Source organism: Streptomyces corchorusii, assembly GCF_001514055.1.
GTDB classification, from domain to species: Bacteria; Actinomycetota; Actinomycetes; order Streptomycetales; family Streptomycetaceae; genus Streptomyces; species Streptomyces olivaceoviridis.
On the sequence record NZ_KQ948381.1, the window covers coordinates 45,613 to 60,333 of the forward strand.

Annotated in this window: 16 protein-coding genes and 1 pseudogene; 9 read left to right on the plus strand and 8 right to left on the minus strand. The window is 70.5% G+C overall.

All coding sequences use genetic code 11. The features are described from left to right. Positions 1-76: 76 nt before the first annotated feature. From AQJ11_RS43370 to AQJ11_RS43380, 3 genes are all read left to right on the plus strand, one after another. Positions 77-439, plus strand: a complete 363-nt coding sequence (locus AQJ11_RS43370) for a nuclear transport factor 2 family protein (protein WP_059267160.1) — start codon at positions 77-79, stop codon at positions 437-439. A 38-nt stretch (positions 440-477) separates the two neighbouring features. Continuing rightward, a complete protein-coding gene (locus AQJ11_RS43375; protein ID WP_079082697.1) occupies positions 478-1,263 on the plus strand; it encodes an SDR family oxidoreductase in 786 nt (261 codons plus the stop codon). An 89-nt stretch (positions 1,264-1,352) separates the two neighbouring features. Beyond that, positions 1,353-2,366, plus strand: a complete 1,014-nt coding sequence (locus AQJ11_RS43380; protein WP_059267162.1) for an alpha/beta hydrolase — start codon at positions 1,353-1,355, stop codon at positions 2,364-2,366. A 36-nt stretch (positions 2,367-2,402) separates the two neighbouring features. On the opposite strand, the gene AQJ11_RS43385 is transcribed toward AQJ11_RS43380, so the two are convergent. Continuing rightward, positions 2,403-3,089 carry a TetR/AcrR family transcriptional regulator gene (locus AQJ11_RS43385; RefSeq protein ID WP_059267163.1) on the minus strand — a complete coding sequence of 229 codons (687 nt, stop codon included), beginning with the start codon at positions 3,087-3,089 and terminating at the stop codon, positions 2,403-2,405. A gap of 284 nt (positions 3,090-3,373) precedes the next feature. On the opposite strand from AQJ11_RS43385, the gene AQJ11_RS43390 reads away from it, so the two are divergent. Beyond that, the gene (locus AQJ11_RS43390; RefSeq protein WP_059267164.1) at positions 3,374-3,895 is read left to right on the plus strand and encodes a cupin domain-containing protein; all 522 of its coding nucleotides are present in this window, start codon (positions 3,374-3,376) and stop codon (positions 3,893-3,895) included. Between the two features lie 147 nt (positions 3,896-4,042). Further along, positions 4,043-4,792, plus strand: a complete 750-nt coding sequence (locus AQJ11_RS43395; protein ID WP_059267165.1) for an SDR family NAD(P)-dependent oxidoreductase — start codon at positions 4,043-4,045, stop codon at positions 4,790-4,792. A gap of 55 nt (positions 4,793-4,847) precedes the next feature. Here AQJ11_RS43395 and AQJ11_RS51985 read toward each other — a convergent pair. Continuing rightward, a pseudogene (locus AQJ11_RS51985) lies at positions 4,848-4,973 on the minus strand (IS5/IS1182 family transposase); the annotation flags it as partial. A 165-nt stretch (positions 4,974-5,138) separates the two neighbouring features. Further along, complete coding sequence (locus AQJ11_RS43400; protein WP_059267166.1) at positions 5,139-5,987, minus strand: helix-turn-helix transcriptional regulator; 849 nt, start codon at positions 5,985-5,987, stop codon at positions 5,139-5,141. A gap of 138 nt (positions 5,988-6,125) precedes the next feature. Between AQJ11_RS43400 and AQJ11_RS43405 the strand changes: the two genes are divergently transcribed. Next, on the plus strand, positions 6,126-6,905 hold the full coding sequence (locus tag AQJ11_RS43405) for an NAD(P)H-dependent oxidoreductase (protein ID WP_058084445.1): 780 nt from the start codon (positions 6,126-6,128) through the stop codon (positions 6,903-6,905). Between the two features lie 103 nt (positions 6,906-7,008). Here the strand turns inward: AQJ11_RS43405 and AQJ11_RS45185 are convergent, their stop codons facing one another. The 3 genes from AQJ11_RS45185 to AQJ11_RS43420 are packed head-to-tail and all read right to left on the minus strand — an operon-like array spanning position 7,009 to position 9,688. Continuing rightward, positions 7,009-8,232 (minus strand): NAD(P)/FAD-dependent oxidoreductase, encoded by a 1,224-nt coding sequence (locus AQJ11_RS45185; protein WP_063807759.1) that lies wholly within the window; start codon positions 8,230-8,232, stop codon positions 7,009-7,011. Next, positions 8,229-8,423 (minus strand): ferredoxin, encoded by a 195-nt coding sequence (locus tag AQJ11_RS43415; protein WP_059267167.1) that lies wholly within the window; start codon positions 8,421-8,423, stop codon positions 8,229-8,231. Before AQJ11_RS43415 ends, AQJ11_RS45185 begins: the two co-directional genes overlap by 4 nt. A gap of 53 nt (positions 8,424-8,476) precedes the next feature. Continuing rightward, complete coding sequence (locus AQJ11_RS43420; RefSeq protein ID WP_059267168.1) at positions 8,477-9,688, minus strand: cytochrome P450; 1,212 nt, start codon at positions 9,686-9,688, stop codon at positions 8,477-8,479. A 972-nt stretch (positions 9,689-10,660) separates the two neighbouring features. Here AQJ11_RS43420 and AQJ11_RS43425 point away from each other — a divergent pair. The 3 genes from AQJ11_RS43425 (at position 10,661) to AQJ11_RS53020 (ending at position 13,706) form a co-directional block, all read left to right on the plus strand. Continuing rightward, entirely contained in the window at positions 10,661-11,875 is a 1,215-nt protein-coding gene (locus tag AQJ11_RS43425; protein ID WP_208616764.1) for a cytochrome P450, read from the plus strand. Between the two features lie 249 nt (positions 11,876-12,124). Further along, the gene (locus AQJ11_RS43430; RefSeq protein WP_059267169.1) at positions 12,125-13,090 is read left to right on the plus strand and encodes an alpha/beta hydrolase; all 966 of its coding nucleotides are present in this window, start codon (positions 12,125-12,127) and stop codon (positions 13,088-13,090) included. 142 nt (positions 13,091-13,232) lie between these two features. Beyond that, a complete protein-coding gene (locus AQJ11_RS53020; RefSeq protein WP_425265033.1) occupies positions 13,233-13,706 on the plus strand; it encodes a hypothetical protein in 474 nt (157 codons plus the stop codon). Positions 13,707-13,786: 80 nt separating this feature from the next. On the opposite strand, the gene AQJ11_RS43440 is transcribed toward AQJ11_RS53020, so the two are convergent. Further along, the gene (locus AQJ11_RS43440) at positions 13,787-14,176 is read right to left on the minus strand and encodes a cupin domain-containing protein (RefSeq protein WP_059267175.1); all 390 of its coding nucleotides are present in this window, start codon (positions 14,174-14,176) and stop codon (positions 13,787-13,789) included. A 75-nt stretch (positions 14,177-14,251) separates the two neighbouring features. Continuing rightward, the coding region (locus tag AQJ11_RS43445; protein ID WP_208616765.1) for a phosphatase PAP2 family protein at positions 14,252-14,721 on the minus strand (470 nt) is incomplete at its 5' end.

Genomic DNA, 14,721 nt, shown 5'->3' on the forward strand with positions numbered 1-14,721 from the left:
CCTCATTCTGAACGCTCTCCCTGGGGGAGAGTCCACGGCTTGACCCTCCCGCGCCGTGAGGTCACACGGTGGGCTCATGACACAGCACACCGATCTCCCGTCCGATCTGCTCCCGGCCACCGTGCGCGAGTTCTTTGCCGCCCATGTCGTCCGCGACGCCGACACCGCCTCGTCGTTCCTCGCCGAGGATGCGGTGGTCGTCGACCAGGGCGAGACCTTCCGCGGCCGACAGGAGGCCCACGCGTTCCTGCGGGACGCCGGGTCCGAGTTCGAATACACGACCGAGCAGATCGGCGCTCACCGCGTCGATGACGCCCACTGGGTGGTCACCGTGCGGCTGGAGGGCACCTTCCCGGGTGGCGTCGCCGAGCTCGACTACCGGTTCGCGCTGCGGGATGACCTCGTCACCGAACTCGTCATCGCCAACCACCCGGCCTGACCGAACCCGCGCCATCTCGATCTTCAGTGGAGAGAAGAATGTCTAGTTCAGATCGTGATCGCCTCGACGGTCGCCGGGCGCTGGTCACGGGCGGTTCGAAGGGCTCGGGCAAGGCCGTCGCAGAGAGGCTGCGAGAGATGGGTGCCGACGTCTACGTGACGGCGCGAACGATGCCCGACGGGTACGAGCACCCTGACCGATTCATCGAAGCGGACGTGTTGACGACAGAAGGCACCAACGCCGTGGCCGCTCGAATCGCAGAGGCCGGCGCACTCGACATCCTGGTGCACGTCGTCGGAGGGGCGTCGACGCCGCCTGGCGGATTCGCGGTCATCACCGACGACCAGTGGCTCACCGAGCTGAACCTCAACCTCCTGGGAGCCGTACGGCTGGATCGAGCTCTTCTCCCGGCAATGATCGCGTCCGGGGCGGGCGTGGTGCTGCACTTCACCTCGATCCAGCGTGAGCTGCCCCTGTATGACGCGTCCTTGGCTTACGCGGCGGCGAAGGCCGCGCTGCGCACATACAGCAAGGGACTTGCCAATGAGCTCGCGCCGCGCGGCGTACGGGTCAACGCAATCAGCCCCGGCGGAATCGAGACCGAAGCCTACGAGAGATTCGTGGACCGGATCGCCGAGGGCAACGGACTCACACGTGAAGCAGCCAAGCAGACCATCTACGACTCCCTCGGAGGAGTACCCCTGGGACGATTCGCGAACACCGAGGAGATCGCGGACCTGGTCGGGTTCCTGGTCTCGGACCGCGCCTCGGCGATCGTAGGAGCCGAGTACGTGATCGACGGCGGGACCGTCCCGACCGTATGAGCCAGGCACCGGCTCCGAGCAGCCACTCGCCTCGGCAACACCGAGAAGCGCGTCGACGGCGCCGTCGACGCGCTTGCCAGGGAGAACACATGACCACACACATCACAGACCGGCCATCCGCCCCACCGGTCGGACCGCCCCCGCCCTTCGACCCGGAGCTCGCTCCCGTCATCGAGGTCCTGACCGGCCTGCGCTCCCCCGACGCGTACCGTTTGGACAACATCGTTGAGATGCGCAGGCCCGTCCCCGGGGTGGAGACCCCGACCGACGAGGTCCTCTCGCGCGGTGGCACCTACAGCGTGGGGGAGTGGGCGGTGCCAGGGCCGGACGGGGAACCGGATATCTCGCTGCTGATCTGTCTCCCGAAGCAGGCGGCGACCCCGGCCCCGGCGATGTACCACATTCACGGCGGCGGCATGATCATCGGAGACAACCGGTTCGGCCTGGTCGAGATGCTGAACCTGGCCGAGCCGATGGGCATGGCCGTGGTCTCGGTCGAGTACCGGCTCGCACCCGAGACACGCCACCCGGGCCCCGTCGAGGATTGCTACGCGGGCCTGGTGTGGGTGTCGGATCACGCCCACGAACTCAACATCGACCCTGAACGCATCGTCATCGGCGGTGCGAGCGCCGGCGGTGGCCTCGCGGCAGGTGTCACCTTGATGGCACGCGACCGCAACGGCCCGGCGATCCTGGCCCAGCTGCTCCTGTCGCCGATGCTCGATGACCACAACGACTCGCCCTCTGCCCAGCAGATGCGCGGCGCCGGTATCTGGGACAGCTCCTCGAACGAGACCGGGTGGAACGCGCTCCTCGGCGACGGCGTTCGCGGAGGACCGGACGTGTCCCCGTACGCTGCGCCTTCCCGTGCGGCAGACCTCTCCGGCCTGCCGTCCACGTTCCTCGACGTCGGGTCGGCCGAAACGTTCCGGGACGAGGACGTCGCCTACGCAAGCCGCATATGGCAAGCGGGCGGCCGCCTCGAACTGCACGTCTGGCCCGGTGGGTTCCACGGGTTCGACGTCGTGGCCCCGCATGCCGTGATTTCGCAGGACGCCATCGCCGCCCGAGTGGCATGGCTGCGCCGTCAGCTCCTGGTCTGACACGCAGCCTCGGCCGGGTAATCGGTACTTGTACGTTCAAGCCTGCAGCGTGTTCCGCGGGTGGGGGTCCCCGTCTCTGAGCACCTTGAGCGCCCGGCGTAGGGCGGGTGCGGGCGCAAGTCCGTGGGCAGCTTGGATGGCGCCTGCCAGGAAAGCCATGAAACTCTCGACGAGTGCTTCGACCGGTATCGGGCGGCCGTCTCTCAGCCACTGGCGGGTCATTTCGTCACAGGCGGCACTGAATCCCCGCACAGGCAGCCGCAGTTCGGGGGCGTCGGCGTCGAGGTCGAGCAACGCGCAGATGCTCTTGCGTCCCTCGTACCGGACCGCTTCGAAGGTCTCCCAGGCGAGGTCCGTGGCTTCGCCTCTGCGCAGGATGATGTTCAAGGCGGCATCCTCGTGGTCGGCGAGGAAGTTCAGATGTGCGGCGAAGTGCCTGCGCAGGCGTTCGCTGGTCGCTCCATCGGAGGTGATGGTCGTCGCTGCGCGAAGCCGGCGGCTGATCTCAAGCACCACCTCCGCGTAAAGGTTCTCCTTGCCGTTGAAGTGATGAGACAGAAGACCGTGAGCGACTCCGGCCGACCGGACGATGTCGCTGACGGTCACTGCCGCGTAAGGCCGCCGGGAGAAGTTCTCGATCGCGGAACGGAGCAGCTTTTGACGTGTCTGCTCGGCAGCCAGTTGCCGTTTGGTCGGCGGCTTGCCCGTGATGGATTGAGGCACGTCTGAACCTTCCTCACCTACCGGTGTCGGACTCTCACCAGGTTAGGCGAGGGTCTGACACCGGTCACACCCCGACTCCCTCTTGTTGATTGCCGTTCAATGACCTACAGTCAGCGAGGGGGCCGAGCCGGTGAGCCGGGCACGCGCAGACCGATGACGCCCCGGCTGCGCCGGCTCCGCTGTCGCGGGAGATGCCGACCAGGGGCGCCTAACGGTTCCCCCCGTGATGCGGCGAGCCGAACCCATAGCACCGCACGGGAGACCACACGAGTAGGAGTCACGCCATGACTTTCGAACTGCCGCTCCCCGACAAGGACGACCCGGTCTGGACATCAGCCCACGGCTTCGTCGTGCGCAAGGACGGAGGTGTCGTACGGCTCACCGGTCACGAAACGTTCGCGGTCAAGGTGACCGGCGAGCAGACCGACGGCGCACTCGCCTTCATGGACGGCCTCATCGAGCCCGACCACGGCAACGTCCCGCACATCCACACCAAGGAGGATGAGGCCTTCTACGTGGTCTCCGGAGAGTTCGAGTTCCTCAACGGCAGCAAGAGAATCACTGCCCAGGCCGGAGACTTCATCTACGTCCCCAAGGGCACGCGCCACGCCTTCAAGAACACCAGCCCGGAGCCGTCCCGGCTCCTCGTCTTCTACACACCCGCCGGTCCGGAGAACTTCTTTCTCGAACACGGCGACGCCCAGGGCCGCCGCCCCGAGCCCTGGCCGACCGAGAAGCTCAACGAGATGGTGGACATCCTGGACGCTCACAACATGGTGCTGCTCCCGGCGGGCGACTGGCACTAGGCATTCCCTCTCCCCCTGAGCCTGACGTTTATCCCCGGTGGGCTTGGTGCACCGACATCGACGACTGAACCGAACCGCGAGCAGGCCACAAGAGGCACGACAAGTTGATCGTCCCGGACCTGTGTTCCGGGCGGGAAGGAGCTCACGATGGCGCGAGTGGAAAGAAAGACAGCCGTGGTCACGGGTGGCGCGATGGGCATGGGAGCCGCAACGGTCCGCCGGTTGGCCGCCGAAGGCGCCAACGTGGTCATCGCGGACGTGAACGTGGAGTCCGCGCAGGCCCTCGCCAAGGACCTTGGAAAGGCTGCCTCCGTCGAACGGCTCGATGTCCGGTCGGAGCAGGAATGGGCCGACGTCGTCCGGCACGCCGAGGAACGATTCGGTTCCGTAGACATCCTCGTAAACAATGCGGGCATCGCCGATCCGGCCCCCCTGGAGGAGTGGGACACCACACGGTTACAACACACTCTGGACGTGAACCTGATCGGCGTTTTCAACGGCATCCAGGCCGTCGTCCCGGCGATGAAGCGGGCCGGCGGCGGCTCCATCATCAACATCGGCTCGGTGGGCGCCCTGCAAGGAGTGCCGAGGATGTCCGGCTACGTCGTCTCCAAATGGGGCCTTCGCGGACTGACCAAAGCCGCTGCTCTGGAACTGGGCGTGTATGGGATCCGAGTGAACGCGGTGCACCCGGGCCAAATCAACTCCCCCATGACCGAGGGCGTCGTCTTCGATACCAGCAACATCGCCCTCGGACGGGTCGGCCAACCGGACGACATCGCCCGCATCGTACTGTTCCTCGCCAGCGACGACTCTCAGTTCGTCACCGGCAGCGATGTGGCCGGTGACGGCGGTCAGAGCGCCGGGCAGGCCAATTACCAGGGCCTCCCGCAGTAAGAACTCCCCAGGGCCTCCCGCAGTAAGAACTCCTATGGAATGACTTCAGGCGTCGCCAGCAGATGAGTGCGCATCCCAGGGTGAGGAAGGCTTCGTGGATGTCGTCGCGGATCCCCCAGCGGATGCGCAGGCGGCGGAACCAGTGCAGGTGGGCGAAGGCACGTTCCACGACCCAGCGAGGACGGGAGGCATCACCGGCCGAGGCGCCCCTGCCGGCAGCAGAGCCGGCCCACCGCGCCACCTGGCACGTGTGCCGGTGAGGAACGCGGCACCAGCCGCGACACAGCCCGGGGACCGCGAAACCGTCAGCGCCGAGACGTTCCGGCGATGCGCGGGCGGCGTTGCGTCACCGGCGGATCTGGGCGTCCACCGTGGACGGCGCGTCGCCGCTGTCCGCGCCCAGGCCCGCGAGCAGGCGCAGTCCGTCCTCGGCGGGGCTGCCGGGGGGCGCGGACAGCACCAGGAGCTCCATGCCTGATTCGTCCGGCAGCGCGAAGTTCTCCTGGTGCAGTTCCAGCAGTCCGACGAGCGGGTGCCGGTACGCCTTGCGTCCATGGGTGCGGGCCCGCACGTCCGCACGGGCCCACAGACGGCGGAAGCGCTCGCTGCCCATCGCCAGTTCCCCGATGAGCGAGGCCAGACGGGGGTCGTCGGGGTATTTGCCGGCGGCCAGGCGGAGGTGCCCGACCACGTCGAGGGTGCACTTCTCCCAGTCCGCGTACAGGCCGCGCTCGGTCTCCTCCAGGAAGATGTGCCGGGCGGTGTTCAGACCCGGCATCGGCCGGCCGTAGAGGAGCCCGGCGAGACGGTTCCCGGCGAGCACGTCCAGGCGGTGGTCCATGAGGAGCGCGGGTGCGTCGGTGACCAGGTCGAGGACGCGCAGCAACTCGGGCCGCACCCGCCCGCCCGGCGCCTTCGCGCGGCGGCGGCGCTGCCGCGCGAGCCGGTAGAGGTGCTCGCGTTCGGTCTCGTCGAGGCCGAAGACGTGGGCGAGCGCGTCGAGGACCTGCTCGGAGGGCTGGGTCGCACGGCCCTGCTCCAGGCGTACGTAGTAGTCGACGCTGACTCCGGACAGGTGCGCGACCTCCTCGCGGCGCAGCCCTTCGACCCGGCGGCGGCTGTCGGTGGGGATACCGACGGCGGCCGGGTCGACCCGGGAACGCCGGGTCCGCAGAAAGCCCGCGAGATCGTCCATGCCCCCAGTATCGCCTCGGTCGTGCCCGTGAAGGTGGCCCTGCCGATACCAGGAAGTCCCGTCCGACGGAAGAGGCGTCCCTGAACGCCGGGCGCCGCGGCGTCCAGGATCGAAGGCGTCCGATCCGAAGGAGTTCCCATGAAGACGCTGATCGTCTACGCCCACCCGGAACCGAGGTCGCTCAACGGCTCGCTGAAGGACCTCGCGGTGTCCACGCTGGAGAGCGCCGGGCACGAGGTACGGGTGAGCGATCTGTACGCGATGGACTGGAAGGCGGTCGTGGACGCCGCGGACTACGGCCCCCACGCCTCACGTCCGTTGAAGGTCGCCCGGGACTCGGGCCGGGCCTTCGACGCCGGAGCGCTCACACCGGACGTCCTGGCCGAGCAGGAGAAGCTGCTGTGGGCCGACACGGTCATCTTCCAGTTCCCGCTGTGGTGGTACTCGATGCCCGCGATCCTCAAGGGCTGGGTGGACCGGGTGTTCACCTTCCACTTCGCCTACGGCGTCGGCGAGCACAGCGACACCAAGTACGGCGAGCGCTTCGGCGAAGGCACCCTCATGGGCAGGAGGGCCCTGCTGTCGGTGACCGTCGGCGGCCCGGAGCCCCACTACGCCGCTCGCGGGATCAACGGCCCCATCGACGACCTGCTGTTCCCGATCCACCACGGCATCCTCTACTACCCGGGCATCGAGGTGCTGCCCCCGTTCGTGCTGTACGGTGCCGACCGGATGACCGACGAGGACTACCCGGACGTCGCCAAGGCCTGGGAACAGCGCCTGCTCACCCTGGAGTCGGCCGAGCCGATCCCGTTCCGGCGGCAGAACTTCGGCGACTACGAGATCCCCTCGCTGCACCTGAAGGAGGGGCTGGAGCCCGCGGGCCGCACGGGCTTCGGGCTGCACGTGCGCGGCTGACGCCGGCGGCGGACACGACGAGCCGGGGCGCGAACCCGAGCGGCTTGCGGTCGCGGCCCGGCACGCGGGGCGACCCGGCCGACGCGTCACCTCGGCCGCGTAGTCACCCCCGCCGGTCGAGGACGGCCGCTTCCGCGTGCGGGGCGGGCCAGGGCGCGTGGGCGGCCACCAGCTCCCGCAGGGCGCGCAGCGGGCGGAACATGCCGATGCCCAGGGCACCGACGACATGCCCGTCGCGGACGTACACGGCGGTGAACCTCCGCTGCCGCGTGCTGCCGTCGACGACGTGGACGGCGTCGGCGCCGCGCGTACGCCCGTACACCTGGACCCGAAGGCCGTACTGGTCCGACCAGAAGTAGGGCACGGTACGGAAGGCGGTCGCCGAGGCCCGGCCGGCGAGGATGTTCCGGGCGACGGCCTGGCCCTGCTCGGTGGCGTTGATGCGGTGTTCGACGCGCAGCCGCTCTCCGGAGACCGCGTCCGGCCAGGACGCCACGTCCCCGGCGGCCCACACGTCGTCCCCGGCGTACAGGCACACGTCGCAGTCGACACCGTCGCCGACGGGAACACCGCTGCCGGCGAGCCACTCGGTGTTCGGGCGGGCGCCGACTCCCGCCAGCACCGCGTCGGCGGGGACCACCCGGCCGGTGGCGAGACGGACGCCGACGGTACGGCCCCGCTCGCGCAGCACCTCGACCGCCCGTGACCCGGTGACGAGGCGTACGCCGTGCTCGCGGTGCACCTCGGCCAGCACCTGGGCGACGGTCTCCCCGAGGACGTCGGTGAGGGGCGCGTCCCCGCCGGTCACGAGCGTCACCTCGCAGTCGAGCGCGCGGGCCACGGCGGCGGCCTCGACGCCGACGAAACCGCCTCCGACGATCACCAGGCGGGGGTGTCCGCTCAGCTCCTCCCGCAGCGCGAGGGCGTCCTCCAGGGTGCGCAGTACGTGCGTTCCGGCGCCGGCCGCCGCGCCGTCCGGCGTCCGGGCCCGGACGCCGGTGGCGACGACGAGCGTGTCGTACGGCAGACGGCTGCCGTCCGCCAGGTGCAGCAGGTGTGCGGAGGTACGCAGCGACACGGCCGGGACGCCGAGCCGCAGCCGCAGGTCCAGGTCGGTGAAGTCCCGCGCGGAGCGCAGCGACAGTCTCTCCGGCGGCCACTCGCCGGCCAGCAGCTGCTTGGACAGCGGCGGCCGGTCGTACGGCAGGTGCGGCTCGTCGCCGACCAGGGTCACGGGCCCGTCGTACCCGGACCGCCGCAGGCCCTCGGCGGCGGACAGGCCCGCCGCCGAGGCGCCGACGACGACCACGCCGGGGGAGGTGGTCACGCCCGGACCTCGATGGCCGCGGCGGGACAGACCGCCGCGGCCTCGTGCACGGCGACCTCCTGGCCGGCGGGCACCCGCGGGGTGAGGAGCACCACGATGCCGTCCTCGTCGCGCTGGTCGAAGACGTCCGGGGCGAGGAGGACGCACTGGCCGGCCCCGCAGCACTTCTCTTCGTCGACGGTGATGTGCATCGTGCTCGTGCTCCTGTGTGTCGTCTGCCGTTCGGGGTGGTGGGGGACGGGTGTCACCAGGACACCGGGAGTTCGTGGACGCCGTAGACCGCCATCGCCGTTCGGAACGGGATCTCCTCCAGCGGGCGGTCGAGGCGCAGGCCGGGGAAGCGGCGGAAGAGCGCCGGGTAGGCCAGTTGCAGCTCCACCCGGGCGAGGTTCTGGCCGAGGCACTGGTGGGGACCGGAGCCGAAGGCCAGGTGCCGCCGGGCCGACCGGTCGATGTCCAGCCGCTCCGGATGCTCGAAGACCTCCGGATCGCGGTTGGCGGCGTCGTTGGCGAAGATGATCCCGTCGCCCGCCGCGATGCGTACGCCGCCGATCTCGATGTCCTCCAGGGCCACCCGGCGGCGCCCCATGTGGGCGATGGTGAGGTAGCGGAGCATCTCCTCGACGGCGCCCTCGACCCGCTCGGGGGAGCCGTCGCGCACGGCGGCGAGCTGCTCGGGGTGCTGGAGGAAGGCGCAGGTGCCCAGGGCGATCATGTTGGCGGTGGTCTCGTGCCCGGCGATCAGCAGCAGACGGGCCTCGTCGGCGCACTGCTCCCGGGTGCCGAGTCCGGTGGCGAGCTGCTCGGCCGCCACCCGGCTGAGCAGGTCGTCGCCGGGGTGGTCCACCTTGTGCTCGATGAGGTCGCCGAGGTAGTCGATGAGCCGGCGGGACGCCTCCAGGGCTTCCTCGGGGGTGCTTCGGGTGTCGACGATGACGGCGCCGGCCCGCTGGAAGAAGTCGTGGTCGGCGTAGGGCACGCCGAGCAGTTCGCAGATGACCAGGGACGGCAGGGGCAGGGCGAAGTCGGCGACGAGGTCGGCGGGCGGGCCCTTGCGCTCCATGGCGTCGAGCAGATCATCGATGAGGCTCTTGACGCGCGGGGCGAGCCGGCGCGTGCGCTTGACGGTGAAGTCGGCCGTGTAGACGCGGCGGCGGTCGGCGTGTTCGGGGTCGTCCATGGCGATGAACGACCGGCTGTGGGAGCGCATCGCCCGGCTGCCGGCGCTGAGGGCGGGGTAACCGGGGTGGCTGGTGTCGGCGCTGACGCGGCTGTCCCGCAACAGGGCGACCTGGTCGGCGTGCCGGGTGACCAGCCAGGCGGTCCCGTCCCACAGGGCGACGCGCTGGACGGGGGCGGTGGTCAGCAGACCGGTCACGGCGGGTGGCGGGTCGAACGGGCAGCCCGGGGTGCGCTCCGCGGGCCAGGACAGGGCGGTGGGGGAGGGCTGTGGCATACCTGATCCTTCGGACGGTTCGGCGTCGGGGCGTCAGGGCGTCGGCGCGCGGTGGGCGGGTGTGGGGGAGGGGAGGGCGGACGCGTGGTGCTCGGCTTCCGGCGCCGCCTGCCGTGCCGGGAGCGAACCGAGACGCACGCTACGACGTGGGCGCCCTTCCCGGAAGAGCAGATGTGTGTACACCGCATGTTTTTTGTCAGCGGAGTGGTCCGTCACCTCAGGGCCGAGGGCGTGTGCACGGGGTGCCCGCGCCGGTCAGGGCGGATGCGCGGCCCGAGGGTGCCGGGTCACCGGAACGGCTGATTGTCGCCTTTCGGGTACGGGACGACTCGGTGGCTTGCAGGCATGTGTGGCGACCCGGCATCGATACGTGTGAGCGCGTACGGAGGTGGCGAGACCTGGGTGGAGACGCGCCGACCCGAGGGGCGACGGCGGGCGGATGCGGGCGGGTGCCGTGCGGGGCGGTGCTACCATGCCTGCGTGTTCATCGAGGTTGACAGACTGTAGCCGCTTCGAAGGCGGCGTACTCCGGGTGCGTGTTCACCGAGTGTGGTGAGCGTGCTGTACCGCGCGTCTTGGCGCGGGGCCGCTTCCGTGCGTGCCGTCACCCTCTTTCCGGGCCGTGAGTGTGGCCTCGGTCCTCTCATGGCCTCGGTCCTCTCGTGGCCATCGGTCCTCTCGTGGAAGCCGCTCCTTTCCGTACCGCGTCAGCCGCGCCTCGCAGTATCGATCGGTCCCTCACGGAACACGACCGGACTCGCACGTCGTGCGGTGCCGTGGGGCGCCCCTCCGCCTTTGAACTTTCGAACCTGTTGCTCTGCGTGCGGGTCTGCCCCGGTCGGCCTCGGCTGCCGGAGGCGATCCTGTCCGCCCGCCCGCTGCGGTCCACCAAGCGTCCCAACAGGGCCGGCGTTGGCCACCGCAGTCGGCCGCTTCCCCCCATCACACTCCGAGTCATGAGGAGAGACACCGGTGCCGCAGACCACTCCCGACTTCCCCCTGGACCGCGCTCCCGGCTGCCCTTTCGACCCACCGCCGCACTACGCCGCCCTGCGCGCGCAGGCCCCGCTCGTCCGGGTGCGGATCTGGGACGGACAGACACCCTGGCTCGTCACCCGTTACGAGGACCAGCGCGCCGTGCTGGCCGACCCGCGCTTCAGCGCCGACCCGAGCAAACCCGGCTTTCCCGCACCGACCGAGGGCTTCGCGGCCCAGGGCCGCCAGGAGGTGCAGGCCCTGAGCATGCAGGACGATCCGGAGCACGCGCGTCAACGCCGCATGCTCATCGGGCGCTTCACGGTCAAACAGATCGCCGCGATGACTCCGCGGCTGGAGCAGATCATCGACGACCTGCTGGACCGGATGGAGGCCGCCGGGCCGCCGACCGACCTGGTCGAAGCCTTCGCGCTGCCCATGCCCTCCCTGGTCATCAGCGAACTGCTCGGCGTCCCCCGGCAGGACCACGCCCTCTTCCAGCGCGTGGCCGGCACGATGATCTCCCGGGAGAGCACCGTGCGGGAGTTCACCGCCGCCCGCGACGAACTCGCCGGGTTCCTCGGCGACCTGATCCGGCGCAAGGACGCCGATCCGGGCGACGACCTGCTCAGCTCCCTGGTCGTCACACGCCTGCGCACCGGCGAACTCACTCCCGCGCTCCTCGTCGAGACCGCGATAACGCTGCTGGTCGCGGGGCACGAGACCACCACCAACCAGCTCGCCCTCGGAACACTGGTGCTGCTGCGCAACCCCGACCAGCTCGCCGTCGTCCGGGACAGCGACGATCCCGCCCGGGTGGCGTCGGCCGTCGAGGAACTGCTGCGCTACCTGTCCATCACCCAGAACGGGCTCTCCCGGGTCGCCACGGAGGACGTCGAGATCGCGGGCCGGCTCATACGCGCGGGCGAGGGCGTCATCGTGCCGAACGCCTCCGGCAACCGCGACGCGGCTGTGTTCCGCGACCCCGACCGGTTCGACATCGACAGGCCGGACGTACGCGGACACCTCGCGTTCGGCTACGGCGTCCACCAGTGCCTGGGGCAGAACCTGGCCCGCAAGGAACTCCAACTCGCCTACCCGGCCCTGTTGCGCCGCTTCCCCGGACTGCGCACCACCCTCCCGGACGAGGACATCCGCTTCAAACACGACATGATCGCCTACGGCGTACACGAACTGCCCGTGACCTGGTGACCCGGAACCCCCCGCCGTCTGCGCGCCCCGCCACCTCCATGCTCCTCGCGGCCCGCGCACCCGGCACGTACCGACGCACAGCCCGCACCCGTCCAGGAAGAACCCATGAACACCTGCCCCATGCCGGCCGACCACCCACGACAGACCGCCGCAACTCCCCCGCGGACCCCCGGCCCAGCAGCCCCAGCAGCCCCAGCAGCCCCAGCAGCCCCGGCCGCCCCGGCGAACCGGGAAGACCGGCCCGCTCCCGTGCCGTTCGACCCGGAAGCGGCAACCGTCCTGGAGGGGCTGGGCGACCTGCGCGGCGTCGAGCCGTCGTCACCCGCGGACGTGCCGCGGTGGCGCGCACACCTCGCCGAGACCTCCCCCGATCCCACACTGGAGGAACTGCGCGACGGCGGGAGCTTCGAGGTGGTGGAGCGTACGGTGCCGGGACCCGACGGAGCGCCGGACGTCCCGCTGCTGATCGCCCGCCCGGCGGGACTGCCCGACGCCGCACCCGTCGTCTACCACTTGCACGGCGGCGGCATGATCAGCGGGAGCAGCCGCACCGGCATGCCCGGCATCCTGCGCGAGTGGGCCGCACCCCTCGGGCTCGTCGTAGTCTCCGCCGACTACCGGCTGGCTCCCGAGCACCCGTACCCGGCGGGCGTCGAGGACTGCTACGCGGGCCTGGTGTGGGTGGCACGGCATGCCGCGGAGATCGGCGGTGACCCGGAGCGGATCGTGGTGGCGGGCGGCAGCGCGGGGGGCGGGCTGACCGCGGCCGTCGCGCTCCTGGCGCGCGACCGGGGCGGACCACGCCTCGTCGGCCAACTGGCCATGTGCCCCATGCTCGACGACCGCAACGACACCCCCTCCGCCCGCCAGATGGCCGGCCACGGCGTATGGGACCGGCGCGCCAACGAGGCCGGCTGGACGTCGCTGCTCGGCGAGGCCCGCGGCACCGACCGGGTCCCGCCGTACGCGGCACCCGCCCGCGCCACCGACCTGTCCGGCCTGCCACCGGCCTACATCGACGCCGGCGCCGCCGAGACCTACCGCGACGAGGACATCACCTACGCCTCCCGCATCTGGCAAGCCGGGGGCGACGCCGAACTCCACGTCTGGTCGGGCGGATTCCACGGCTCCGACCAGATCGCACCCGACACCGCCGTCGCCCGCGACGCCCGCGAGGCCCGCGTCCGCTGGCTACGCCGCATCCTCGACCGGTGAGCTGACAGGCGCACCGTCTCCGCAGACCCGCGGCAAGCGCGGCCGGCCACCGCGCCGCCGGGCGTGATGCCCCCGCGGAGACGGTGTACCGCTCCGGCGTGACGGCCTGGCACCGGCTGCGGGACCGGACCGGGGCCGGCGTGTGGCCCGTCCGCACGCCGCCCTGCTCAGCGAGTCGCGCCGCGCCGATCCGCTGGACCTGGACGACTGTGCACCAGAATCCAAGGGCGCGCGCTTCGCTCCGACTCCAGTGCGGGACACCGGACAGCGCGTCGATCAGGTGGTGTGCGACGGGCTCGGCGGTGTCGTCGGGGGCCCACATGATCGGGTCGCCGCGGACCGGCGTGCCGGGGCGGTCCATGCGCAGGCCGACGGCGGGGTGCACGTACGGCTCCTCATCGCACCGACCAACACCGTCCTCGACCCCGCTCACCCCGTGCACCGCAAGGTGACGATCAGCGGCAACGTCTTCGAGGACGCCGCTGCCCCGGCAGTGCGCGCCCGCTCCGTGCGCGGGCTGGCCGTCACCGGCAACCATCTGACGGGCACCGGCACCGGGGCCGTCACCGAGTCCGGCCTGGTGGCCGTCGGAGACTGCTCGGACGTGGTCGTGTAAGGAACGTCGGGCACGCTCCGCCCACCCGGTCAGCCCCAGGTTCACCGGCTCAACGAGCGGCCGTGACCATCGCCCACGTGTCAGGTCCGCCGGTCCGCCTCATCCTTCTCAGCCGCCGCGTAGCCGGGCACGGACGGCCATCGAACGGTCAGGACCACCGACTCCTCCTCCGCGAACCATGAGTGGTCGACTCCGCGCCCCCACACGACGTAGTCACCCTGCTCTTCCAGAAGGACGCTGCGGCCGGGCAGTTCGACGCGGAAGCGGCCACTGATGAGAACCAGGAGAGCCGTGCGTTCCTCGCCCCTCACCCACTGCGATCGCGCATCGGCACGGGGGTGGACGCCCCACTTGATCTCTACGGCCTCGCTGTGGCGCGGGTCGCCAACGTCCTTGAAGTGCCCGAGGATCCATCCTCGGTCCAATGCCGCGTCCTTGCCCGCGTTGCCCACGTACACGCTGTCCTTCACGTGGGCGAACGCTAGCAGCCGCTCGTGTACTCGCATTCAGGTGCCGGACCGTCACCCGGACCCTGGAGCGACACTTCAGACCAGCTCCGGTCGCGGGTCCGGCTGTGGTGCCGGAGCGGCCTTCGGCTCCCACAGTCCGGTGATGCGTACGTATCGGTGGATCACTGACGCCATCGCCAGAATGAGAAGCGGTCCGAACAGCCAAGGGTGTCCGGCCATCTGCGTCGGCAGGTAGCGGTAGGACACCAGGAGCGCGGCGAAGACCGCTGTCCCGTAAGCGACGAACTGGACGCCTGACCGGTCCCCGCCGCGGTCGATCGAGCGCAGGGCTACCTCGATCGTGAGCGCGAACACCACGCCGGCGATGAGATCCGTGCCGTAGTGGTAGCCGAAGCCCAGCGTCGCGCCGAGCGTGGCGATCAGCCAGAACGTGCCCGCGTACCGGAGGATGCGTGGGCCCTTGCGGGTATGGATGAAGATCGCGGTGGCCCACGCCGTGTGCAGGCTGGGCATGCAGTTGCGCGGGGTGATCCCGTCGTAGGTCA

Bases quoted from the DNA above. Each gene is read 5' to 3' on its own strand.
- AQJ11_RS43370 (WP_059267160.1), top strand. From the start codon at position 77: ATGACACAGCACACCGATCTCCCGTCCGATCTGCTCCCGGCCACCGTG.
- AQJ11_RS43420 (WP_059267168.1), bottom strand. From the start codon at position 9,688: ATGCCACAGCCCTCCCCCACCGCCCTGTCCTGGCCCGCGGAGCGCACC.
- AQJ11_RS43415 (WP_059267167.1), bottom strand. From the start codon at position 8,423: ATGCACATCACCGTCGACGAAGAGAAGTGCTGCGGGGCCGGCCAGTGC.
- AQJ11_RS43405 (WP_058084445.1), top strand. From the start codon at position 6,126: ATGAAGACGCTGATCGTCTACGCCCACCCGGAACCGAGGTCGCTCAAC.
- AQJ11_RS43390 (WP_059267164.1), top strand. From the start codon at position 3,374: ATGACTTTCGAACTGCCGCTCCCCGACAAGGACGACCCGGTCTGGACA.
- AQJ11_RS43395 (WP_059267165.1), top strand. From the start codon at position 4,043: ATGGCGCGAGTGGAAAGAAAGACAGCCGTGGTCACGGGTGGCGCGATG.
- AQJ11_RS43375 (WP_079082697.1), top strand. From the start codon at position 478: ATGTCTAGTTCAGATCGTGATCGCCTCGACGGTCGCCGGGCGCTGGTC.
- AQJ11_RS43380 (WP_059267162.1), top strand. From the start codon at position 1,353: ATGACCACACACATCACAGACCGGCCATCCGCCCCACCGGTCGGACCG.
- AQJ11_RS43400 (WP_059267166.1), bottom strand. From the start codon at position 5,987: ATGGACGATCTCGCGGGCTTTCTGCGGACCCGGCGTTCCCGGGTCGAC.